This is a genomic window from Flavobacterium luteolum (genome assembly GCF_027111275.1).
GTDB classification, from domain to species: domain Bacteria; phylum Bacteroidota; class Bacteroidia; order Flavobacteriales; family Flavobacteriaceae; genus Flavobacterium; species Flavobacterium luteolum.
In genome coordinates this window covers 808,579-829,132 of record NZ_CP114286.1, presented here as the reverse complement: position 1 = coordinate 829,132, position 20,554 = coordinate 808,579, and the positions used below count along the sequence as shown (strand labels likewise).

Here is a 20,554-nt window from a genome sequence, read left to right as displayed (position 1 = left end):
AAATTAACCAGTGCCTATTTCTATTTTAGAAAGCGGCTAATTATTAACATTATGAGAACTTTTATCTTCTTGTTTTGTACTACAATTTTTGGTTTTTCTCCCGTAAATCTATTTTCACAAAACACGAAAGTTGTAATTACAGCTGATAAAACAGTATCTGTTGACGAAGTTTTTGACATCATTACAAAACAGACCAATTATACTTTTATTTATCAGGAAGATTTATTTAAAAAATTGCCTAAAGTACATTTGAAAAAAGGAAAAATTAAGGTAAATGATTTATTGGAAGCCAGTTTCTCTGATAAAGATTTTGACTTTAGTTTTTCTGCTGGAAATACGATTATTGTAAAAGAAAGAAAAGCAGAGAAAGTTGTCGTTCAATCTAAAATAATCGAAATTAAAGGAACGGTTACCAATGATAAAGGAGAGCCTATTCCTGGGGTTAATATCAAGGTAAAAGGTACAGGAGCTGCCACTCAAACTGATTTTGATGGTAAATATACCATCATGGCTCCAGACGATGGGCAGATTTTATTTACTTATATAGGACATCGCGCGCAAATTGTTGATGTTAATAACAGAAAAGTAATTAATGTAAAACTTCAGGAAGAGCGAAAAGAACTTGAAGGAGTTGTTGTAAATACGGGAGTTACAGTTCGAAAAAAAGAATTGATAACTGGTGCAGTAACTATTTTTAAGGGAGAAGAATTAAGACAGATTTCTACGCAAAATGCGGTACAAGCTTTAAAATCATTAGATCCGTCTTTCATTGTTGTTAATAATAATATTGCAGGTTCAAACCCAAATATTCTGCCAACAATAGAGGTGAGAGGGCAGACAAGTTTAACAGCCAATCAGGTTGACAGCCAATTTAGAGATGATCCAAACCAGCCTTTGTTTATTCTGGACGGATTTCCAACTACTTTACAGCAAGTTGTCGATTTAGATATTAATAGAATTGCAAGCATAACTTTATTAAAAGATGCGGCTTCAACTGCATTATACGGTTCTCGTTCTGCAAATGGTGTTGTGGTTATCGAAACTAATAAACCTATTCCTGGAAAACTGCAGTTTAATTATACTTACAATTCATCGTATGAATTGGCCGATTTGAGTGTATATCATTTAATGAATGCCGCACAAAAACTAGAATTCGAAAGGCTTTCTGGAGCATTTATTGTTAAGGATGGAAGTGCTGAAACAACACCATTAACTTGGGATAAAGAATATAACAGACGTCTTGCAGCTGTGCGTAGCGGTGTAAATACATATTGGTTAAACGAGCCGATTCAGATGGGAATTACATCGGGACACAGTTTGAATTTTGGCGGAGGTTCTGATGAATTTAGATTTAATATTGCTGGAAATTACAGAACGCTTACCGGAACAATGAAAGGTTCTGAGCACGATACTTGGGGCTACAACACGACTTTAACTTACAGAAAAAACAAATTAAGTCTTAACAACCAGTTTTTTGTTTCTGGAGGAACTAATCAGGAATCTCCATATGGTTCATTTGAAATTTGGGCAAAAGCAAGTCCGTATTATCCAAAATATAACGAGAACGGAATCATAACACGTTATATGGACGGAAGTTCATTGCCTTTAACGAGTTTGCAAACTATTGTAAACCATCCTGCAAATCCGCTTTACAATGTATTTTTAGGAAGTTTTGATAAAGGAAAAAATTTTGATTTTACCAATAACTTTGCGATCAATTACGATATAAACCCGCATATTAAAGCAACTGGAGCTTTGTCTGTTTCGAGATTAGATAGCCACAATACGGTTTTTGTTTCTCCAGACGATACGCGCTTTGTAAATAATATTTCAACAGAAAAAGGATCTTACAGCAGTTACGAAGCTATTACAGATAAGTGGAATGCGAATCTTGGTGCAACTTATTCTAATGTTTTCAAAAGTGTCCACTCTTTCAACTATACCATACGAGCTCAGGCTTTAGAAACAAAAAACAATTCTTATAAAACATCTTTAAGAGGATTTCCTCTTGGTGTTGGAGGAAATCCAGCATTCGCTTTTGGATATGAGCCAAATGGGAAACCAGAAGTTTATACACAATTGATAAGAAGTGTAGATTTAACCAATCAGATTAACTACGCTTACGACCGCAGATTTTTATTCGATTTTACTCAAACCATTTCTGGAGCAACAAACTTCGGGACAAACAAAAAATACTCGCCTTATTGGGGAATTGGTTTTGGGTGGAACTTAAACAATGAGTTTAAAATGAACGAAGATATTGTCAATATTTTTAAAATACGCGCCAATATCGGTCAGACTGGAAACCAGAATTTAGTTGGTTTTGCTTCTTATGATGTATATGCTTATAACGCAAATACAAACGTTTTTGGGGCAGGATTGGGAGTTTCTCAAATTGCAAACCCAAATTTAGAAGCGCAAAGAACCAAAGATTTGTCTTTAGGTCTAGATCTGGCTATGTTTAGAAACAGATTAACGATGACTTTGGGCGCATACAAACGTAAAACATCTCCACAGATTGTAGCTATCGACCTTGCGGCTTCTACAGGACTTAACGGTTATCCTTTAAATGTTGGGTATTTAACTACTCAAGGATTAGAACTAAAAATGAACTACAATTTCATCTACGATTTGAGTCGAAATTTTGTTTGGGGAATTGGATTAATGGGAACTACTGGAGACAATGAATTAGGAGGTTTCGGTAACGCATTATCTTCTCTAAACTCTGAAGCGCAAAAAACAACCAGCTTAACGAGATATTATGACGGAGCAAGTAGCAACGATCTTTGGGCTGTACCTTCATTAGGAATTGATCCTGCAACGGGTAAAGAAGTTTTCTTAAAGAAAAATGGCCAGACTACTTTTGATTTAGATAAAAAAGATGAAGTTGTAATGGGAAATTCTAGAGAAACGGCTACAGGAGTGGTTTCTACAAACTTAAATTACAAAGGATTTAGTTTTGGATTGTTTGTACGTTACAGTTTTGGTGCAGAGAGATTTAACTCTGCCTTATACAACAAAGTAGAGAATATTTCGAGAGACAATGTTTTCGATAATCAAGATGTGCGAGCTTTCACAGACCGTTGGACAACTCCGGGTCAAATGGCGCAATTTAAAGCAATTGGCTTAACCAATAATACGCCAATTTCGTCACGTTTTATCCAAAAAGACGATTATATCTCTGGAGAATCTATTCGCTTAGGCTACCGTGTTACAGATAGAGCTTGGTTAAAAAGAGCAGGTTTAACCGCATTAGGATTTAATGCTTTGGCAAATGAATTCTTCCGAGTTTCAACAATTAAAGCAGAACGTGGTATTGATTATCCTTTCTCAAGAATATATTCTTTGAGTCTTAATTTATCATTTTAATAAAGAGATTATGAACAAGTATTTATATAAAATTACAATCCTTTTGCTTGCATCTTTAACTGTAATAAGCTGCAGTGATTTTTTGGATGTTGTGCCACAAGATAAAATTTTAGAAGATCAGGCTTACAGCTCGGAGGCAGGTGTGCAGAATGTGCATAACGGGCTTTATCTTCAATTGGCATCAAATAGTCTTTACGGTAGACAGCTCACAATGGATGCTGTAGAAATCTTAGGGCAGCAGTATAATATGTCAGGATCGCATGTTAAAAACAAAATATCGACGTACTCGTATGAAGAAACAATTTCTAAAACTGCTTTTGCTGGAATTTGGGAAAGTGCATTTACAACCGTTTTGTCTGCAAATAAATTTATAGAGAGTATTGAGGAACATCCTGAAGTTATTTCAGCAGAAAAAACAGCTATTTTAAAAGGAGAAGCAATCGCCATTCGTGCAATGATACATTTTGACATGTTAAGAATGTACGGGCCAATTTACAAAGTAGCGCCAGCAGATCCATCAATACCTTATTATGATGCTGCCGTAACTGTAAATAAACCGCTTTTGCCAGCTCAAGATGTTATTGCCAAAATCATAGCCGATTTAGATGCTGCAATTGTACTTTTAGCAAAAGATCCCATATTGACTACAGGAAAATATACGGGTTCTACGGAATTTGATTCGAATCCGTATTATTCTGTAAATCGCGGACAAAGGATGAATATATTGGCGGTAAAATGTTTAAAAGCAAGAGTTCTGTTATACGCTGGAGATAAAACGGGAGCTTATGCTGTAGCAACTGAAGTTATAAATTTCGTAAAAGGACAGCCTGTTATTACTTGGACTCCATTCTTGGAAGCTACTAATACTTCTAATCCAGATCGTATTTTTTCTTCAGAAAACTTCTTTGCTCTTAGCGATCAAACTTTATACCTAAAACAAAAAGCACTTTTTGATTCAAGTTTAGATGATTTTAATATTTATGCTCCAATGTTGAGCAGAATAAATGCTGTTTTTGAGTCCAATGATAATGATTATAGAAGTTTGCCAAGCTGGAAAATTCCAATTTCGGGAGGAAAAACCCAGAAGACATTTTTTAAGTATGAAGATGTAACAGACAAAACGAAACTTTTCCGTTTTCAGATTCCGATGTTCAAACTTTCAGAACTGTATCTTATTGCAGCAGAAACAGCACCAGTTCCAGCAGACGGTATTGCTTTTTTAAACACACTTCGATTTAATCGAGGTCTGACCAATTTGGCCGCTAGTGCAGTGTTAGCTACAGAAATTACAAAAGAGTATAGAAAAGAATTTATTGGCGAAGGGCAATTGTTCTTCTATTACAAAAGAATCAATTCTACTGCAATTCCAAATGGTTCTGCTTCTTCAGGAAATGTTACCATGAATGCAGTTAAATACGTGGTGCCATTGCCAGACAGTGAAGTTAATTTTCAAAACTAAAAAAAGTAATCATGAAAAAAATATTGATTTTAAGTATCACTTTTCTATCGCTGTTAGGATTGACATCATGTGATAAAGAAGAAATTGAAGTTTACTCAGATACAGATAACATTTATTTCTCGCGTGCTATATTTCCAGAATATAAAAACGGACCGCTTATAGACAGTACAGGCTTTAGTTTTGGTTTGGATAAAGCAGCCGTTGTAGAAAGAATTTATCCTCTTGAGATACGTGTGCAAGGAAAAGTAAGCGATGTAGATCGTGCTGTTAAACTTACAGTTGACCCAACAAGTACAGCTGTTTTAGGCACTCATTTTATATTGCCAGAAAATATTGTAATGCATGCAGGGAAAGAATTAGACACTGTTTTTATCAGAGTGCTTAGAACCCCTGATATGAAAGATAAAGATCTGACAATGGTATTAAATCTGGAAGAAAATGAATTTTTTACCACCAACATGCAATCTAAGGTAACGAATGTTCTTACTGGGAAAACTAGAAGCTATATTCGTTTTAAATTGTCATTTAATGACAAATTATCAACACCAATTGGATGGCAGGCTGTATTTGGCGTATTTACCGCAAAAAAATTCTTTTTAATGTGCGAGCTTATGAATCTTGAACCAGAAATGTTCAATCAGACTCCTGGCTCACCAGGGCTCTCAATTCCTGAAACGCTCTATTATGCAAGTTTTATGAAACGTTATCTCGCCGATCAGAAAGCCAATGGCAATACTATTTATGAGGAAGACGGAAAAGAAATGTTATTTCCATAAAACCATTCTTTAATTTAAAATATAAAGCGATGTTTAAAAATATAAAAATACAGTTAGCTGTACTAGGACTTCTCTTATTAGCTTACGGCTGTGTAAGTGATGAAGGAAATTACGATTATAATGCTATAAATGAGTTTAATGTAACAGGAATTGAAAAAGAATATACCGTTTACACGGGAGATTATTTTAAGATTACTCCAGAACTAAATCCGACTCTAGATGATGGAGCAGATTTTGATCGTTATGAATATAAATGGGTTGCATTAAATCCTGGGAAATTGGCCATCGAAGCTAGAACGACTATTGCTACAACCAAAAACTTGGATGGTATTTTAAAATTACCGCCAGCTAAATATGAGTTATATTATTTTATTAAGGATAAAGTAACCGGAATTAATTGGCAGCAGCCTATCATTACCTTAAATGTGGTTTCTTCTATTTATGAAGGCTGGCTGGTTGTTGGAGATGCAGATGGAAAAGCTCGATTGGATATGGTTTCGATAATTCCAGGAATTCCGCAACCGCGTATTATAAATGATGTATTAGATGCGGCTGGATCTGCATTAAAATTAAAAGGAAAAGCTGTAGATGTAGAAACTTTTAGCGGGCCTTTGCCAGGAAGTGTTATTTATGGAATCTATGTAACAGCATCAGAATCTGGAACAGCAAGATTAGAACCCGATTCTTTTGAATGGAATCAGACCATGAATATTGCATACGAAACTGTTGGTGGAAGTTTTCCAACAAATTTTGCAGTAGATTTTATGAAATGCCCTATCGGATCAGAAAATTTACTGTATAAAGATGGTGATATTTATTATTACAATAGAGCACTACAAATTAGATATGGATTGCCGCAAAATAAAGTAGATCTTGAAACTAAAACTTTCTATGCAGCTCCTTTTATCGCAGAAGGTTCGTCAGCAGGAACTCCTGTCTTTTTTGATGTCGAAAAACATCGTTTTCTGCGTTACAGCACTTCAAAAGGAATTTGTTCGGCAATGCCTCCTGTTACAGCTTCTGCAACAGTATTAGATTGGAACAATACAAACTGTGAGCTGGTTTATATGACCACATCAAATTTTAATTTGAACGAAAGCTTTGCCGTATTAAAGAATATTTCAACAGGTAAATTCTATTTGCTTCGTTTTAATTCAAGTACGGTACAAACCTATTATAAAGAAATGCTGAATGCTCCAGATTTAGACAAAGCAACAAAATTTGCCGTAAGTCCAGATGCAGGATATTTGTTTTATACAGTTGGCAACAAAGTCTATGAATATGACAGCGGCACACAATCTGCAAAATTAATGTTAGATAAAGGCAGTGAAGAAATTACTTATCTAGGTTTCAGCAAAAGAGGGAAAAAAGAGATTATCAGTAAATTAATTGTCGGTTCGTACAGTACAACAGGAAAATTAGAATTGTACACCGTGCCGCCTGTAAACGGAAATTTAATTTTGGAAAACAGTTATTCAGGATTATGCAAAATTGTTGATGTTGCATATCGTGTGAGATAATTATAAAACCTAAAAACCAAACCGAATGAAGAATAAGCCTCATTCTTCATTCGGTTTCTAAAAACCACATTTTATGAATCGATTTATTAAAATCGCAAGCGCAGTTTTGCTGCTTGCCTGTCCATCTATTGCCTTAAAAGCACAAGCGCAATCCACTCAAGAAAGCTGGGAACAAGCTAAAAAACAAGCACAAACAGAGAAAAAATTAATCTTTGTCGATTTGTATTTTACAGGCTGTATGCCATGCGCACAAATGGACAAAGAAGTATTTCCAGATCCAAAAGTTGCTTCGGTTTTAAATGCTGATTTTGTCACTTTCAAATCAGATATTTTGAAAGAAGAAATCGGTAAAAAGCTATGCATGAAATATGGCGTTACTGGTTTTCCAACTTTTTTATTGATGAATGGCGACGGAAAAATAATTGACATTGCAGGCGGTTTTCACAACGTAGAGCAATTTACAGCCTTACTTCAAAACGCAAAAGACGCAGCCAAAAAAGGAATATTCAAAAAGTATAGTCCTGAAATCAATGAAAATGATTATCCTGATTTTTACAAACAAGCGTATTTAAACGGAAAAAGAAATGTTCCTTTTGAGGTTATCGATACATATTTAAAATCTAAAGATCCTTCTGATGAAATTTCTTTTGTAATTGTTACTGGATTGCGAGTTGGAAAACAATATGATGATGCATTTCTTTTCAATAGTAAAAAACTGGCGAAAGATTACGGAACATGGAATGTGACAACACACGTATTTTCCATTTTACAGCGCAAGAAAAAAGAATTCGAAAAAAAGAACGATTTAAAAGGATTTACAGAATTAGTAAATGAATCTAAAGAACTCTATACGCCAGAAGAATTCACAAAATATTCGGGTATTTTACTGAAAGATTTTGGAGTAGAAAAAGTGGTAGTTAATCCGTCGGCTTCACACAAGTAATCGAAATGAAAAAGATACTATTCTTTTTAATATTGATTTTTGGCTGTAAAATTCATGCTCAAAACAACATTCAGAAATCTATTAAAACTTTCGAAAAAGCTTTTCAGAACAAGAGTTATGCTGAAATTAAAGATCTTCTGGCGCCGCAATTTACTGTTGGCGTTGGAGATTCTTCTTCAAACGAATTTTATCTGAATGGTATTTTTAAAGCATTTCCAGCTTTAGATTCTATTCAGATTGGAAAATCTGTGGCGATTAAAAATGAAACATTTGTCTTGGTAGATTTCTGTTTTAATGGAAAAGAAAAAAAGCCGTCTCAAATTGTTTTCAACTCAGAAAATAAAATACTGTACGTGACTTTTTTCGATGGTTTATATAAAGTGGATCGACATGCAGCAGTAAAAGAAGTAGCAAGCATTCCATTTGAAATTATCGAAAACGGAATCGCTCTTAAAATAAAATTAAACAAAGCCGATCGTGAGTTTTTAATGCTCTTTGATACGGGTGCCGACGGAATGGCGCTCAATCCAGATAGTGCATACAAAGCTGGCGTTGTCGTTACCAAAAGCAAATCGGCTTCTGTAGTTGGCGGAAGTCAGCAAGTGCAGTATTCGGCAGACAATACCATTTATATTGGCGATCAGGTTCTGAAAAATCAAGGCTTGGTTATTTTTCCGAAACATGGGGTTTACGACGGATTGTTTGGTGCAAACCTGCTTCGCAATTTTATCACTTCTGTCAATTTTGATACGATGACGATTGACTTGTACAATTTCGGAAATTTTAAGTATTGGGGAAAAGCAAAACCATTAGTTTTTGATTATAAATCGGGACTTCCGGTAGTAAAAATGAATCTGACTTTTGAGGATAAAAAAACAGTCGAAGGCAGTTTCACTTTTGATACTGGAGCAGGTTACGATTTAATTGCTTATGGACCTTTTAATCATAAAAATAATCTCGAAGCAAGCTTAAAAACCGAATATTCGTCAGTCAATTATAGTTTGGGAAAACAAACCAAAATTGTGGGAGGAGCCATTCCAAATGTTGCCATAAACGGGAACAATTTTCCCAACGTAACAATTGCCTTGCAAGAATATGACGAAGCTAATAAAAACTGGGCTTTCGCCGATGGTTCTCTTGGAATTGACTTGATCAGACGATTCAATTTTACAATCAATTTATTGGATAAAACCGTTTATCTCGAACCTAATAAAAGTTTCAAAAAAGCGTCTTCTATCTATTTGAGCGGACTTATTTTAGATTTTGACGAAAACCAGAATCTTCTAGTAAAAAGAATTATCGATCAGGAAAATGAAGATTTGAAGAAAGTCAAAATTGGCGCAAAAGTCACACAAATCAATGATTTTGAAGCCAAAGATTTATTGAATCCTGAAAATCTTAAAAAGCTGAAAGAAACTAAAGAAAGCAAAGATTTTATTATCGAACAAGGCGATCAATCCATGAGAATTTCAATTTAAAACTATCAACCAAAAAACAAAGAAACAATGAAAAAACACATTTTTTATTTCATTTTAACTTTCCTAACAGTTCAAATGAGTTTTGCTGCAAACCTTTCAGAATACGCAGTAATTAGAGGAACAATTTCAATTCCAGATTTCAAAGCAAAAGAAGTTACGCTTTACAATGTTGAAGATGGAAAGCCAGCCGTTGCGGCTACTGCAAAAGTCAATTCGCTGGGGGAATTCGGCTTTATGGCACCAGTTTCAGCTGCTGGCTTTTATTATGTAGATTATGGTCAATTTAAAAGCAGAAACCAATTAATTCGTTTGTATCTAGAACCTAAATTAGATCTTAATCTGGTTATCAATAAAGAAAATTATTTTTTAAGCGGAAAGAACATCGGACAAAATGCTTTGGTGCAAAAAGCAAACGAAATTTACAACGATTTTGCTCCTTTCGCTAGATTAGGAGGAAATGTAACCTATGTAGAATTTTACCCTTTCATTGATAAAGGAGTGGCTAAAGCAGATGAATTTTCAAAATCTATTAAAACAAAAGATGCCAATTTCAATAAATTATTAAAATTAGCTGTTGCAACAGATGTAGAAGAACTAACGTATACTTTTTTCAGAATGCCAAGAACTGCATTTCCTGACAAAGACGATCGTCCAGCAGTGATTAAAACATGGCAGACAGACAAGAAATTTACAGATCCAGATTTGTTAAAATTAGCAAATGGAGTTTCTTTAATGACAAATTATTTTTTCTACGTAAGCGTTAATAGCGGTGCGGCACCAAAACGCATAGATTTAACAGAATCGATTACGCATATTACTGATCCAGCTTTAAAGGATGCGTACCTTCGTGAAGAAGTGGCAACTTCAAGAATGAAAATTGAAGAATACGAAAAAATTGCGCCAAGCATTAAACCTTTCATGATTTCTGATGCGAGCAAAGCATTTTTAGTAGAATATGAAAAAGTATTGCATAAAAATGTAGGGCAGAAAGGTTTAGATTTTACATACAATGACATTAACAATAAACCAGTATCGTTTTCAGATTTTAAAGGTAAATTTGTGTACATCGATTTATGGGCAACTTGGTGCGGACCTTGTAAAGCTGAGATTCCTCACATGAAAAAAATCGAAGAAGATTATCACGGAAAAAATATTGTTTTTGTAAGCCTTTCGTTAGATAAACCAAAGGATGCACAAAAATGGAAAGATTATGTTACCAAAGAACAATTAAAAGGAATTCAGCTAATGGCTGATAAAGATTTTAGTTCTGATGTGGCTAAGAATTATGATGTAAATGCAATTCCGAGATTTTTATTGTTTGATCCAAAAGGAAATATTATCAATGCAGATGCACTTCGTCCGTCAAATCCAGAGTTGAGAGAGCAACTGGATAAATTATTGAAAGGTTAATTAATAGCTTTATGAAATACAGCAAAAAAATATCAGTTTTACTGCTTTTTATCGGAAGTTTAACTTTCGCGCAAGCGCAAAACTTTAAAGCAACAGATCCGATTGCAGTCAACCAAAAAATAAAAAAAGGATTGCTGCCAAACGGAATGACGTATTATATTTATCCGACAGATGTCAATAAAAATACGGCAAGTTATTATATCATTCAAAACGTTGGTTCGATTTTAGAAAACGACCAGCAAAAAGGTCTGGCGCATTTCTTAGAACACATGGCGTTTAACGGAACGAAAAATTTTGAAGGAAAAGGAATTCTGAATACGCTTCAAAAACAAGGTGCTGTTTTCGGAAGAAATATCAACGCGTACACAAGCACAGACGAAACGGTTTACAACCTAGACAATATTCCATCAAAAGATGGCGGAGTTGTCGATACTTGTTTGCTGGTTTTGCACGATTGGTCTAATTTCTTATCGCTTACAAATGAAGAAATTGATGCCGAACGCGGTGTAATTACCGAAGAATGGCGTACGAGACAAAATGCAAGAGCTAGAATTTACAATCAGTTAGCGCCTTATTATTACAATAATTCGCTTTATGCAGATCGCATGCCGATTGGCGATATGGATATTGTAAAGAACTTTAAATATCAAGTTTTAAAAGATTTTTATAAAGATTGGTATCGTCCAGATTTGCAGGCAATCGCAATTGTAGGAGATATTAACGCAGACGAAATTGAAGCAAAAATCAAGAAACTTTTTGCAGATATTCCGACGCCAGTAAATCCTAAAAAGCGTTTTGAAATCGCGATTCCAGAAAGAACAGAACCAACTTTTAAACTGGCTTTAGACAAAGAAATTTCGGCTTCAAACATTAGTTATATGATTCGTCATACGGCTGAAAAATCAACAAATACTTATGCCGAATTAGAAAAATCTACTCAAAGAAGTCTTGCTTTTTCTATCCTAAATAATCGTTTGGTAGAAATGGCACAGAAACAAGAATGCCCATTTAAAAGTGCCTCAATTGGATACCAAAATTTTTCCCGTTTGAATGATGTCTGGATTTTGAATGTTTCGCCAAAACCAGAAAAACAAGCCGAAGCTTTTGCAATGGTCATGAATGAATGGGTTCGTGCGTACAAATTTGGTTTTTCTAAAGGAGAAATTGAAAGAGCGGTTACAGAAAACATTTCGGGTTACGAAAATTATTTAGAAAAACTAAATGAGATTTCGCATAAGGATGTTATCGGAATGGTGAAGGATGATTATCTAAATCACGAAGTTATTGCCGATCCTAAAGCTGAATTTGAAATGGTAAAAAACATTTTGAAAAATGTGGACACCAAAATTCTTCAAGAGCAAATCAGTAAATTATATACGGCACAAAATCGTGTTGTAGCGGTTACAGGTGTAGAAAACGAGAATAACTTAACTCAAGAAAAAGCTTTTGATATTATTCAGAAAGCCGAAAACGATGCTTCGTTACAACCTTATGTGGATACTTTTGAAGGAAAAACTCTTTTAGGAAATCTGAAAATCAATTCAGGAAAAATTGTTTCAGAGAAAAAAGAAACGGCAATTGATGCTACCACTTTTGTATTGAGCAATGGCGTAAAAGTGCATTATAAATTTGCCGATAAAAACAAGAAGCAAGTAGATCTGAAAGGTGAAAGTTTTGGAGGATCTTCTTTGTATGAATCTCAAGATTTACCATCAGTTAGTCGCGCAAGCGAATTAGCTCTAATGTCTGGAGTTGGTGAGCTGTCAAATGTTGATTTGACAAAAGTTTTAAAGGGAAAAATTGCTGGCTCTTCTGTAGATGTAGGCTCTTTGAAAGAGACTGTTACGGCATGGGCAAATGCAAAAGATATCGAAACAATGATGCAATTGGTTCATTTGCGTTTTGTGCAGCCAAGATTTGATAATCAGATGTATGCGCTTATGAAGCAAAGATTAGAAAATTCGCTTAAAAACAGGGCAAATGATATCAATGCAAAAATGGGAGACAGTTTAATGGATGTGGTTTACGGGAAAAACAATCCAAGAATTCTGCCATTGAATCAAAAATTTATCGATGATTTATCTTTTGATAAAATGAAAGCTTTCTATTTGGATCGTTTTGCAGATGTTTCAAACTTTGAATTTTATATTGTTGGAGATGTTACGCCAGAAGTTTTAAAACCTTTGTTAGAAAAATATATTGCGAGTATAAACGGAATTAAACGTAAAGAAAAATTTAAAACAGACATTCCGAAATGGACATCAAATAAAATTGATAGAGATGTTTTCATCAAAATGGAAACACCAAAAAGTTCTGTTCGAATTTCCTTTTTAAAAGATCTTGCTTTTTCTCAAAGAAATAGAATTTTGGTTTCGTATTTAAGTGATGTGCTGACTTTACGTTATACTGAAAGTCTTCGCGAAAAAGAAGGCGGAACTTATGGTGCACAAGTAAGAGGAACTATGGATAAACTTCCAATTTCAAAGGGAAATCTTCAGATTAATTTTGATTGCGATGCCGACAAAGTAGAACATTTACTGCCAATTGTGTATCAGGAAATTGATAAAATCAAGAAAGGAGAAATCGCTGCTGAAGACATTGAGAAAACAAGAACAAACTATTTGAAATCGAGAGAAGACAGCAAAAACTTCAACAGTTACAGCATGAACTTGATTTATAACTATTTTGAGAATGCTTACGATATGAATGACCCTAAAAATTATGTTGATATTGTAAAAAGCATCACTGCCAAAGACATTCAGGAATTTGCTAATTCATTTTTGAACAAAGCAGATTCTTATGAAGTAGTTTTTAAACCATTAAAATAATCTGACCCCTTTATTTACTAGAGTTTAATTTGTATTTCCCTATCAAATAGTTATTTTGAATTAGTAAGCAATTTAGTTTGTATAGCGGATTACTTAGAGGGTTGTTTTTTGCTATTCAACCCTCTTTCTAAAGATTTTTACCCATGAAAAAGAATATTTTTTTACTGGGCTTTTTCCTGCTGTTTTCCATATTCGTAAAGGCTCAGATATACAATCCCATAAAATGGAAAACCAGTGTCGAGAAAATTTCCGATACTGAATACGAATTGCAGGCAAAAGCCATTATAGAATCGGGCTGGCATTTGTACAGTCAGGAAGTTGCAGATGGAGGACCGATTCCAACTCATTTTAATTTTATAAAAAGCGCAGATTTCCAGTTAACGGATGCTGTAAAAGAAGAAAAAGGAAAAACGGTTAACGATCCTGTTTTTAAAATGCAGATTAAGTTTTTTGAAAAGGAAACGACTTTTAGACAACGTGTTAAAATACTTTCGTCCAAACCTTTCAAAATTAAAGCAGAGGTTGAATTTATGGTTTGTAATGATGAAAATTGTTTGCCGCCAAGTTCAGACGAATTGGAGTTTGCCGTTAGCCATTCCGCGAAAGCGAAAACTTTAATAGAAGCTGCTGAAAAGGAAGAAACAAAAACAGCAGTAATAGATTCTTCGGTTAGCGAAATAAAAGAAAAAACAGAAGAAATTGTTCCTGCTGAAGCTGTAAAAACACCTCAAAAAGAAATCCAAAAAAGAGAACCTAAAACCGAATCTAGAAGTTTATGGACGATTTTTCTATTGTCATTTTTCTCTGGATTTGCAGCATTGCTAACGCCTTGTGTTTTTCCGATGATTCCGATGACGGTGAGTTTTTTTACCAAACAAAGTAAAACCAAATCGCAAGGAATTAGAAAAGCCGTTTTTTACGGAATCGCCATTATTGCCATTTATATCTTTTTGGGGGCTGTTGTAACTTGGGTTTTTGGAGCAGATTCGCTTAATGCACTTTCTACAAACGTTTGGTTTAATCTGATCTTCTTTGTGCTTTTAATGATTTTTGCGTTTTCATTTTTAGGCGCATTCGAAATCATGCTCCCAAATGCATGGGCAAACAAAGTCGATTCGCAAGCCGATAGAGGTGGAATTGTCGGAATATTATTTATGGCTTTGGCTCTTGCAATTGTGTCTTTTTCTTGTACGGGACCAATCGTAGGCACTTTATTGGTGGAAGCCGCTTCTCGCGGAGGAATTGCACCTTTTGTCGGAATGTTTGGTTTTTCTCTGGCTTTGGCTTTGCCATTTACTTTATTTGCTGCTTTTCCGGGCTGGCTGAATTCGCTTCCAAAATCGGGAGGTTGGTTAAATTCGGTTAAAGTATTTTTAGGATTTTTAGAAATGGCTCTGGCGTTTAAATTTTTATCCAATGCCGATTTGGTTTTGCAATTGCATTGGCTGGAAAGAGAAACTTTTCTAGCAATTTGGATTGCCATTTTTGGAACGCTAGCTTTTTATTTGTTCGGAAAAATTCAGTTGCCGCATGATAGCCCAGTTTCAAATATAAGCGTTGGAAGATTGGGATTGGGCGTTTTGGTTTTGGCTTTTACCATTTATCTGATTCCAGGTATTTGGGGAGCGCCTCTTAAAATGATTAGCGGTTTTCCGCCACCGATGCATTACAGTGAAATTCCGAATGGATTAAATAATTCCAGTTCAAAAGAAATAACGCAAAATCTTCCAGAAGGAGCAGAGCTTGGACCGCATAATATTATGGCTTTTACCGACTATGATTTAGGTATGAAATATGCCAAAAAAATAGGAAAACCGGTTATGATAGATTTTACAGGTCACGCTTGTGTAAACTGCCGAAAAATGGAGGACAATGTTTGGTCTGACGAAAAGGTTCAGAAAATCTTAAAAGGCGATTTGGTTTTAATTTCACTTTATGTAGATGACAAAAGAGAACTGAATCCGCATGAGCAGATTACTTCAAAACTGACGGGAAAAAAATTAAAATATATTGGACAGAAATGGAGCGAATTCCAAACGCTGACATACAAAACCAATGCACAGCCATTTTATGTTTTGGTAGATCATAATGGAGAAACGCTCAACGAAACTTCGGCTTACAACCCAGATGTCGAAGAATATTTGAATTGGCTGAAAAAAGGCGTTTCTAATTTTGAGAAAAGCTAATAAAAAAGATGTCTTAAAAAGATTATATGTCGCTCCGCTGGAGCTTTTTGATTCTCAAAGATAATCTTTGCTATAAATATTCTGCTCCGCTGGAGCATTTTCAGAAAATAAGACTGATTCATTTTGAATCAGCCTTATTTTTTTTTATTTTGAAGTAGAAAGCTCCGGAGGAGTTTAATATTTATAGATAATAAATGCCAAAATATGAGAGAGCTCTGGAAGAGCGACATATTTATCTCTATGAGGCTTTTTTTACATATTTGTTTGTTCCGCTAGGAACATTTCGTTGGTAGTAGTAAAATTTAAAGTCAGCTGATCCAAATGCCCAAAGAAAAAAGTATCTAAAACCTGCTGGAATACAGGATGTGCGTTTTCTACCTGAACAAATAAGCTCATAGAAGAATGCAATTTTTTGGCGCCTAAATCTCCTAAAATTCCCTCAGCCGATTTTTTGTTTAAAGTCAGTAAAAGCTTCGAAATCTCAATTAAATGTTTCGACAAAATCGGATGATTTAAAAATTCTGTGGCTTCTTTTAAATCGGCAACAGCATAATAATCAGAAATAGTGCTTTTTCCTAAACCTTTAATCTGGGGAAAAATAAACCACATCCAATGCGTTTCTTTTTTGCCTTTTTTAATTTCAGAAAGAGCAGTCAAATACAATTTGTTTTGTGCGTCTAAAAATCGGGTCAAATCATTCTTAGCGTAGATCATGTTTTGATTCTGTATTAAATCGTTTATATATGGAGTTTCTTTAATAGGTAACACGGTTGCACTGCTTTAATATTCTTTGTCAAAATTTTCGAATATCAAAGGTAAAACACGCATTTTAGTAGAAGTTATAGAATTGCAGTTGGTCGTTACATAATTCCGATAGCGGTGTAAGAATGCCTTGTTAATATAATTTTAAAGTTTTGAACCGTTCTAAATTCTAATGTTATTTTAATGTTCTAAAAAAAAATAGGCTCTAACTTGCGCCCTCATAAAAATTACAGTAAACACCTTAAATCATTGATATTTTGATTCAAAAACGATGTGATTTAATTAAACTTTCGGCCTTTTAGAATTATGTTGAACAAAATTAAAAATAGCTTTTTATGTAAATGCCTTCAGGCGTTACTTGTCGGCTATTTTCTAATTAGCAGTTTAAATATTTTTAATAGTGTTGGAAGAATCTTAAGCGATAATGCTGAAACGTATACTGTAAAAGGGATTACTTGCAACTTCTTGAAAAAGATCTTCAAATGCGACGGAATTCCAGAAGAATTGGACGATTACAAAACAAAGGATACTAAAACAGCCAAATTAGCAAAAGGAATTCCTTTAATGGAATATCTGGTTTCATCAGAATCGCTGATGCCTAATTTTTATTTTTTAATAGAAGCTGAAGGTAAAAAATATATTGATAATACAATCTTCTCGTTTGGTTTTCATGGTAAAATAGATATACCGCCTCCTCGATTTAATTCATAAATACTTGTTTTTTAGGGATTACGATAAAAATCTTAATCCATTACTGCGGTTTTTGCCGTATATTTATTCTATGTAATAATCTTGTATTTATACTTAAATTCATGACACCACTCAAACGATTTTACAACTTATTGCAGCTAGATAAGCGCGATGTTTATCAAATTATCTTCTATGCTGCGTTTGCAGGGATAGTAAATCTTTCTCTGCCTTTGGGAATTCAGGCCATTATTAATTTTATTCAAAGCGGACAGCTAAGCGTTTCATGGATTGTTCTCGTGATTCTGGTTACGGTTGGTGTTGGTTTTGGAGGAGTGCTGAACATTTTACAGCTGCGTATTGTAGAAAATCTGCAGCAGCGAATTTTTGTTCGTTCCTCGTTTGAATTTGCCTACAGATTGCCCTTAATTAAATTTAAAGAAATGTACTCAGAGTACGCTCCAGAAAAAGCAAATCGTTTTTTTGATACTTTGATGGTCCAGAAAGGAACAGCAAAATTGCTGCTGGATTTCTGCACCGCATTCCTACAGGTAGGTTTGGGAATTATTCTTTTGGTTCTTTACCATTCATTCTTTATGGTGATCGGACTTCTTTTTATTGTCATTTTATATGTCATTTTTAAATTTTCGTACAAAGACGGTTTAGAAACCAGTTTAAACGAATCGAAATTTAAATATAAAGTTGCAGCATGGCTTCAGGAAATTGCGCGAAATAGAGAAAGTTTCCGCAGAAAAGGAGCTTTTGAATATGCTTTGGACAGAAACGACGGCTACGTAACCAGCTATGTAAATTACCGAGAAAAACACTTTCAGGTAATGAAGAAACAATATATTCAGCTGACTATTTTTAAAGTAATTGTTACTGCTGCCTTATTATCGATCGGTGGTTTTCTGGTAATTCACCACCAAATGAACATAGGGCAGTTCGTAGCAGCTGAAATCGTAATTGTATTATTAATCAACTCGGTAGAAAAAATCATCTTCGGATTGGAATCTTTTTACGATGTATTGACCTCTGTTGAAAAAATTGGCCAGGTGACCGATATGGAAACTTCATGTATTCCTCAGACTTCAGGCAAAACAGAAAACGGAATCAATATCGAAACTGAAAGCATCAATTACCATTATCCAGAGCACAATAAAAAATCGCTTAAGAATATTAATTTGAAAATTTCTCAAGGCGAAAAAATTATTCTTACCGGAACAAATGGTGCAGGAAAAAGTACTTTGCTTCGACTTCTTTCGGGAGTTTTGGAGCCAGTAAGCGGTGCTATGTATGTTACCGATAATTATATGAATCGTCTTAACGAAGATACATACAGAGCTCAGGCGGGAACTTTTTTGCAGGGCGATACACTTTTTGCAGGAACAATTCGCGAGAATATTGTTTTTGGAAATGAAGAACTAAATAGTGATGATTTAAAATGGGCTTTAGATAATGTTGGACTGACACCATACATTAAAACTTTCGAAAACGGACTGGAAAATCAAATCCATCCCGGAGGTCGTGAACTTTCTGCTTCTGATGTTCAAAAAATTCTTTTGGCCAGAAGTATTGTGGGTAAACCAAATATCTTATTCTTAGAAGATCCGGTTGATAAAATGGACGAAATAACGTCAAGTAAAATTGTTGATTTTTTACTTTCTGAAGAAAACGACTGGACTGTTATTGTAACTTCTAAAAATGATATTTGGAAAAGCAAATGCAGTCGTATGATTACGATTGATGACGGAAAAATTATTAACGACATAAAGCTTTAATCATGCTCAACCTATCTAAAGATAACAACGTACTTATAACGCCGGGCAAATACAAATCGATTACAAGCGTTGCCCGAAGACCTCATTACGAGATTTTAAATAAAGTCATAATCGGATTTTTGATTTTTGGTGTTGCCTGTCTTTTTTTGCCATGGACGCAGAATATATCGGGAACAGGTTCTGTCACGACTTTAAAACCAGATCAAAGACCACAAACGGTTCATAATGCCATTGCAGGACGTATCGAAAAATGGTTTGTAAAAGAAGGAGATTATGTGAAAAAAGGAGATACAATACTTTACATTTCTGAGATCAAAGAAGATTACTTGGATCCTAATTTGGTTAACAATACCAAACAGCAGGTAGACGCCAAAAAAATGGCCGTAGAATCGTATGGCGATAAAGTAAATTCGCTAGATGTTCAAGCGCAGTCTTTGAATACAGAAAAACAATTGAAATTACAGCAGGCGCAAAACAAAATTCGTCAGTCGCAACTGAAAATAAAAAGCGACAGTATGGATCTTGTTGCGGTAAAAACACAGCTTCGAATTGCAAAAACACAATTTGACCGTTCGACAGCATTAAACAAAGAAGGTCTAAAACCAATGACAGATGTCGAGCAGAAAAGATTAAAACTGCAAGAGTCTGAAGCGTATGTGATTACGCAAGAAAATAAACTGCTGAGCAGTAAAAACGAATTGATTAATGCAAGAGTAGAAGTTAGCAGAATTACTGCTGAATATGCTGAAAAAATATCAAAATCAAGAAGCGATAAATTTACCGCTTTAAGCACACAGTACGACACAGAAGCTCAGGTTAACAAACTAGAGAATCAATATACCAATTACAGGTTGAGAAACGGTTTGTACTATATTACAGCGCCACAAAGCGGTTATGTAAACCGTGCTTTATTGGCTGGTCTTGGAGAAACAATAAAAGAAGGAACTCCAGTAGTAAGCATTATGCCTTCTAAGTATGATATTGCTGTAGAAACGTATGTAGATCCAATCGATTTGCCTTTGGTGCATCGCGGGGCAAAAGTTCGTGTTTGGTTTGACGGATGGCCTAGAATTGTATTCTCTGGATGGCCTGGGTTGTCTTACGGAACTTACGGAGGTAAAGTTGTAGCGATAGAAAACTTCATTAGTCCAAACGGTAAATATAGAATTTTGGTTTCGCCAGACGGAGAAGATCGCCATTGGCCAAAAGAATTGAGTATTGGAGCTGGAGCACAAAGTATTGCATTGTTAGAAACCGTTTCGGTATGGTATGAGATTTGGCGAAACTTAAATGGTTTCCCGCCAAACTATTATAATTCAGGAGAAAAAGAAGCAAAAGGAAAGGAGAAAAAGTAA

The 20,554-nt window shown here is 34.8% G+C and carries 13 protein-coding genes; 12 read left to right on the top strand and 1 reads right to left on the bottom strand.

What is annotated here, in order from left to right; genetic code table 11:
• Positions 1-51: 51 nt before the first annotated feature.
• The 9 genes from OZP10_RS03135 (at position 52) to OZP10_RS03095 (ending at position 15,969) form a co-directional block, all read left to right on the top strand.
• On the top strand, positions 52-3,369 hold the full coding sequence (locus tag OZP10_RS03135) for a SusC/RagA family TonB-linked outer membrane protein (RefSeq protein ID WP_281633482.1): 3,318 nt from the start codon (positions 52-54) through the stop codon (positions 3,367-3,369).
• A 10-nt stretch (positions 3,370-3,379) separates the two neighbouring features.
• Entirely contained in the window at positions 3,380-4,828 is a 1,449-nt protein-coding gene (locus OZP10_RS03130) for a RagB/SusD family nutrient uptake outer membrane protein (protein WP_281633481.1), read from the top strand.
• Positions 4,829-4,839: 11 nt separating this feature from the next.
• Positions 4,840-5,604, top strand: coding sequence for a DUF4843 domain-containing protein (locus OZP10_RS03125; RefSeq protein ID WP_281633480.1), 765 nt, complete (start codon positions 4,840-4,842; stop codon positions 5,602-5,604).
• 29 nt (positions 5,605-5,633) lie between these two features.
• Positions 5,634-7,124, top strand: a complete 1,491-nt coding sequence (locus tag OZP10_RS03120; protein ID WP_281633479.1) for a PKD-like family lipoprotein — start codon at positions 5,634-5,636, stop codon at positions 7,122-7,124.
• Between the two features lie 73 nt (positions 7,125-7,197).
• Positions 7,198-8,067: a thioredoxin family protein gene (locus tag OZP10_RS03115; protein WP_281633478.1), complete on the top strand. Its 870-nt coding sequence runs from the start codon at positions 7,198-7,200 to the stop codon at positions 8,065-8,067.
• Between the two features lie 5 nt (positions 8,068-8,072).
• Positions 8,073-9,545 (top strand): aspartyl protease family protein, encoded by a 1,473-nt coding sequence (locus OZP10_RS03110; RefSeq protein ID WP_281633477.1) that lies wholly within the window; start codon positions 8,073-8,075, stop codon positions 9,543-9,545.
• A 27-nt stretch (positions 9,546-9,572) separates the two neighbouring features.
• A complete protein-coding gene (locus OZP10_RS03105) occupies positions 9,573-10,955 on the top strand; it encodes a TlpA family protein disulfide reductase (protein ID WP_281633476.1) in 1,383 nt (460 codons plus the stop codon).
• Positions 10,956-10,966: 11 nt separating this feature from the next.
• Complete coding sequence (locus OZP10_RS03100) at positions 10,967-13,783, top strand: M16 family metallopeptidase (protein WP_281633475.1); 2,817 nt, start codon at positions 10,967-10,969, stop codon at positions 13,781-13,783.
• A 143-nt stretch (positions 13,784-13,926) separates the two neighbouring features.
• On the top strand, positions 13,927-15,969 hold the full coding sequence (locus OZP10_RS03095) for a protein-disulfide reductase DsbD family protein (protein ID WP_281633474.1): 2,043 nt from the start codon (positions 13,927-13,929) through the stop codon (positions 15,967-15,969).
• A 252-nt stretch (positions 15,970-16,221) separates the two neighbouring features.
• Here OZP10_RS03095 and OZP10_RS03090 read toward each other — a convergent pair whose 3' ends face one another.
• Positions 16,222-16,683 carry a DUF1810 domain-containing protein gene (locus OZP10_RS03090; RefSeq protein ID WP_281634745.1) on the bottom strand — a complete coding sequence of 154 codons (462 nt, stop codon included), beginning with the start codon at positions 16,681-16,683 and terminating at the stop codon, positions 16,222-16,224.
• Between the two features lie 354 nt (positions 16,684-17,037).
• Here OZP10_RS03090 and OZP10_RS03085 point away from each other — a divergent pair, with 354 nt between their 5' ends.
• The 3 genes from OZP10_RS03085 (at position 17,038) to OZP10_RS03075 (ending at position 20,554) form a co-directional block, all read left to right on the top strand.
• Entirely contained in the window at positions 17,038-17,442 is a 405-nt protein-coding gene (locus tag OZP10_RS03085) for a hypothetical protein (protein WP_281633473.1), read from the top strand.
• A 101-nt stretch (positions 17,443-17,543) separates the two neighbouring features.
• Positions 17,544-19,199 carry a peptidase domain-containing ABC transporter gene (locus OZP10_RS03080; RefSeq protein WP_281633472.1) on the top strand — a complete coding sequence of 552 codons (1,656 nt, stop codon included), beginning with the start codon at positions 17,544-17,546 and terminating at the stop codon, positions 19,197-19,199.
• Positions 19,200-19,201: 2 nt separating this feature from the next.
• Entirely contained in the window at positions 19,202-20,554 is a 1,353-nt protein-coding gene (locus OZP10_RS03075) for an HlyD family secretion protein (protein WP_281633471.1), read from the top strand.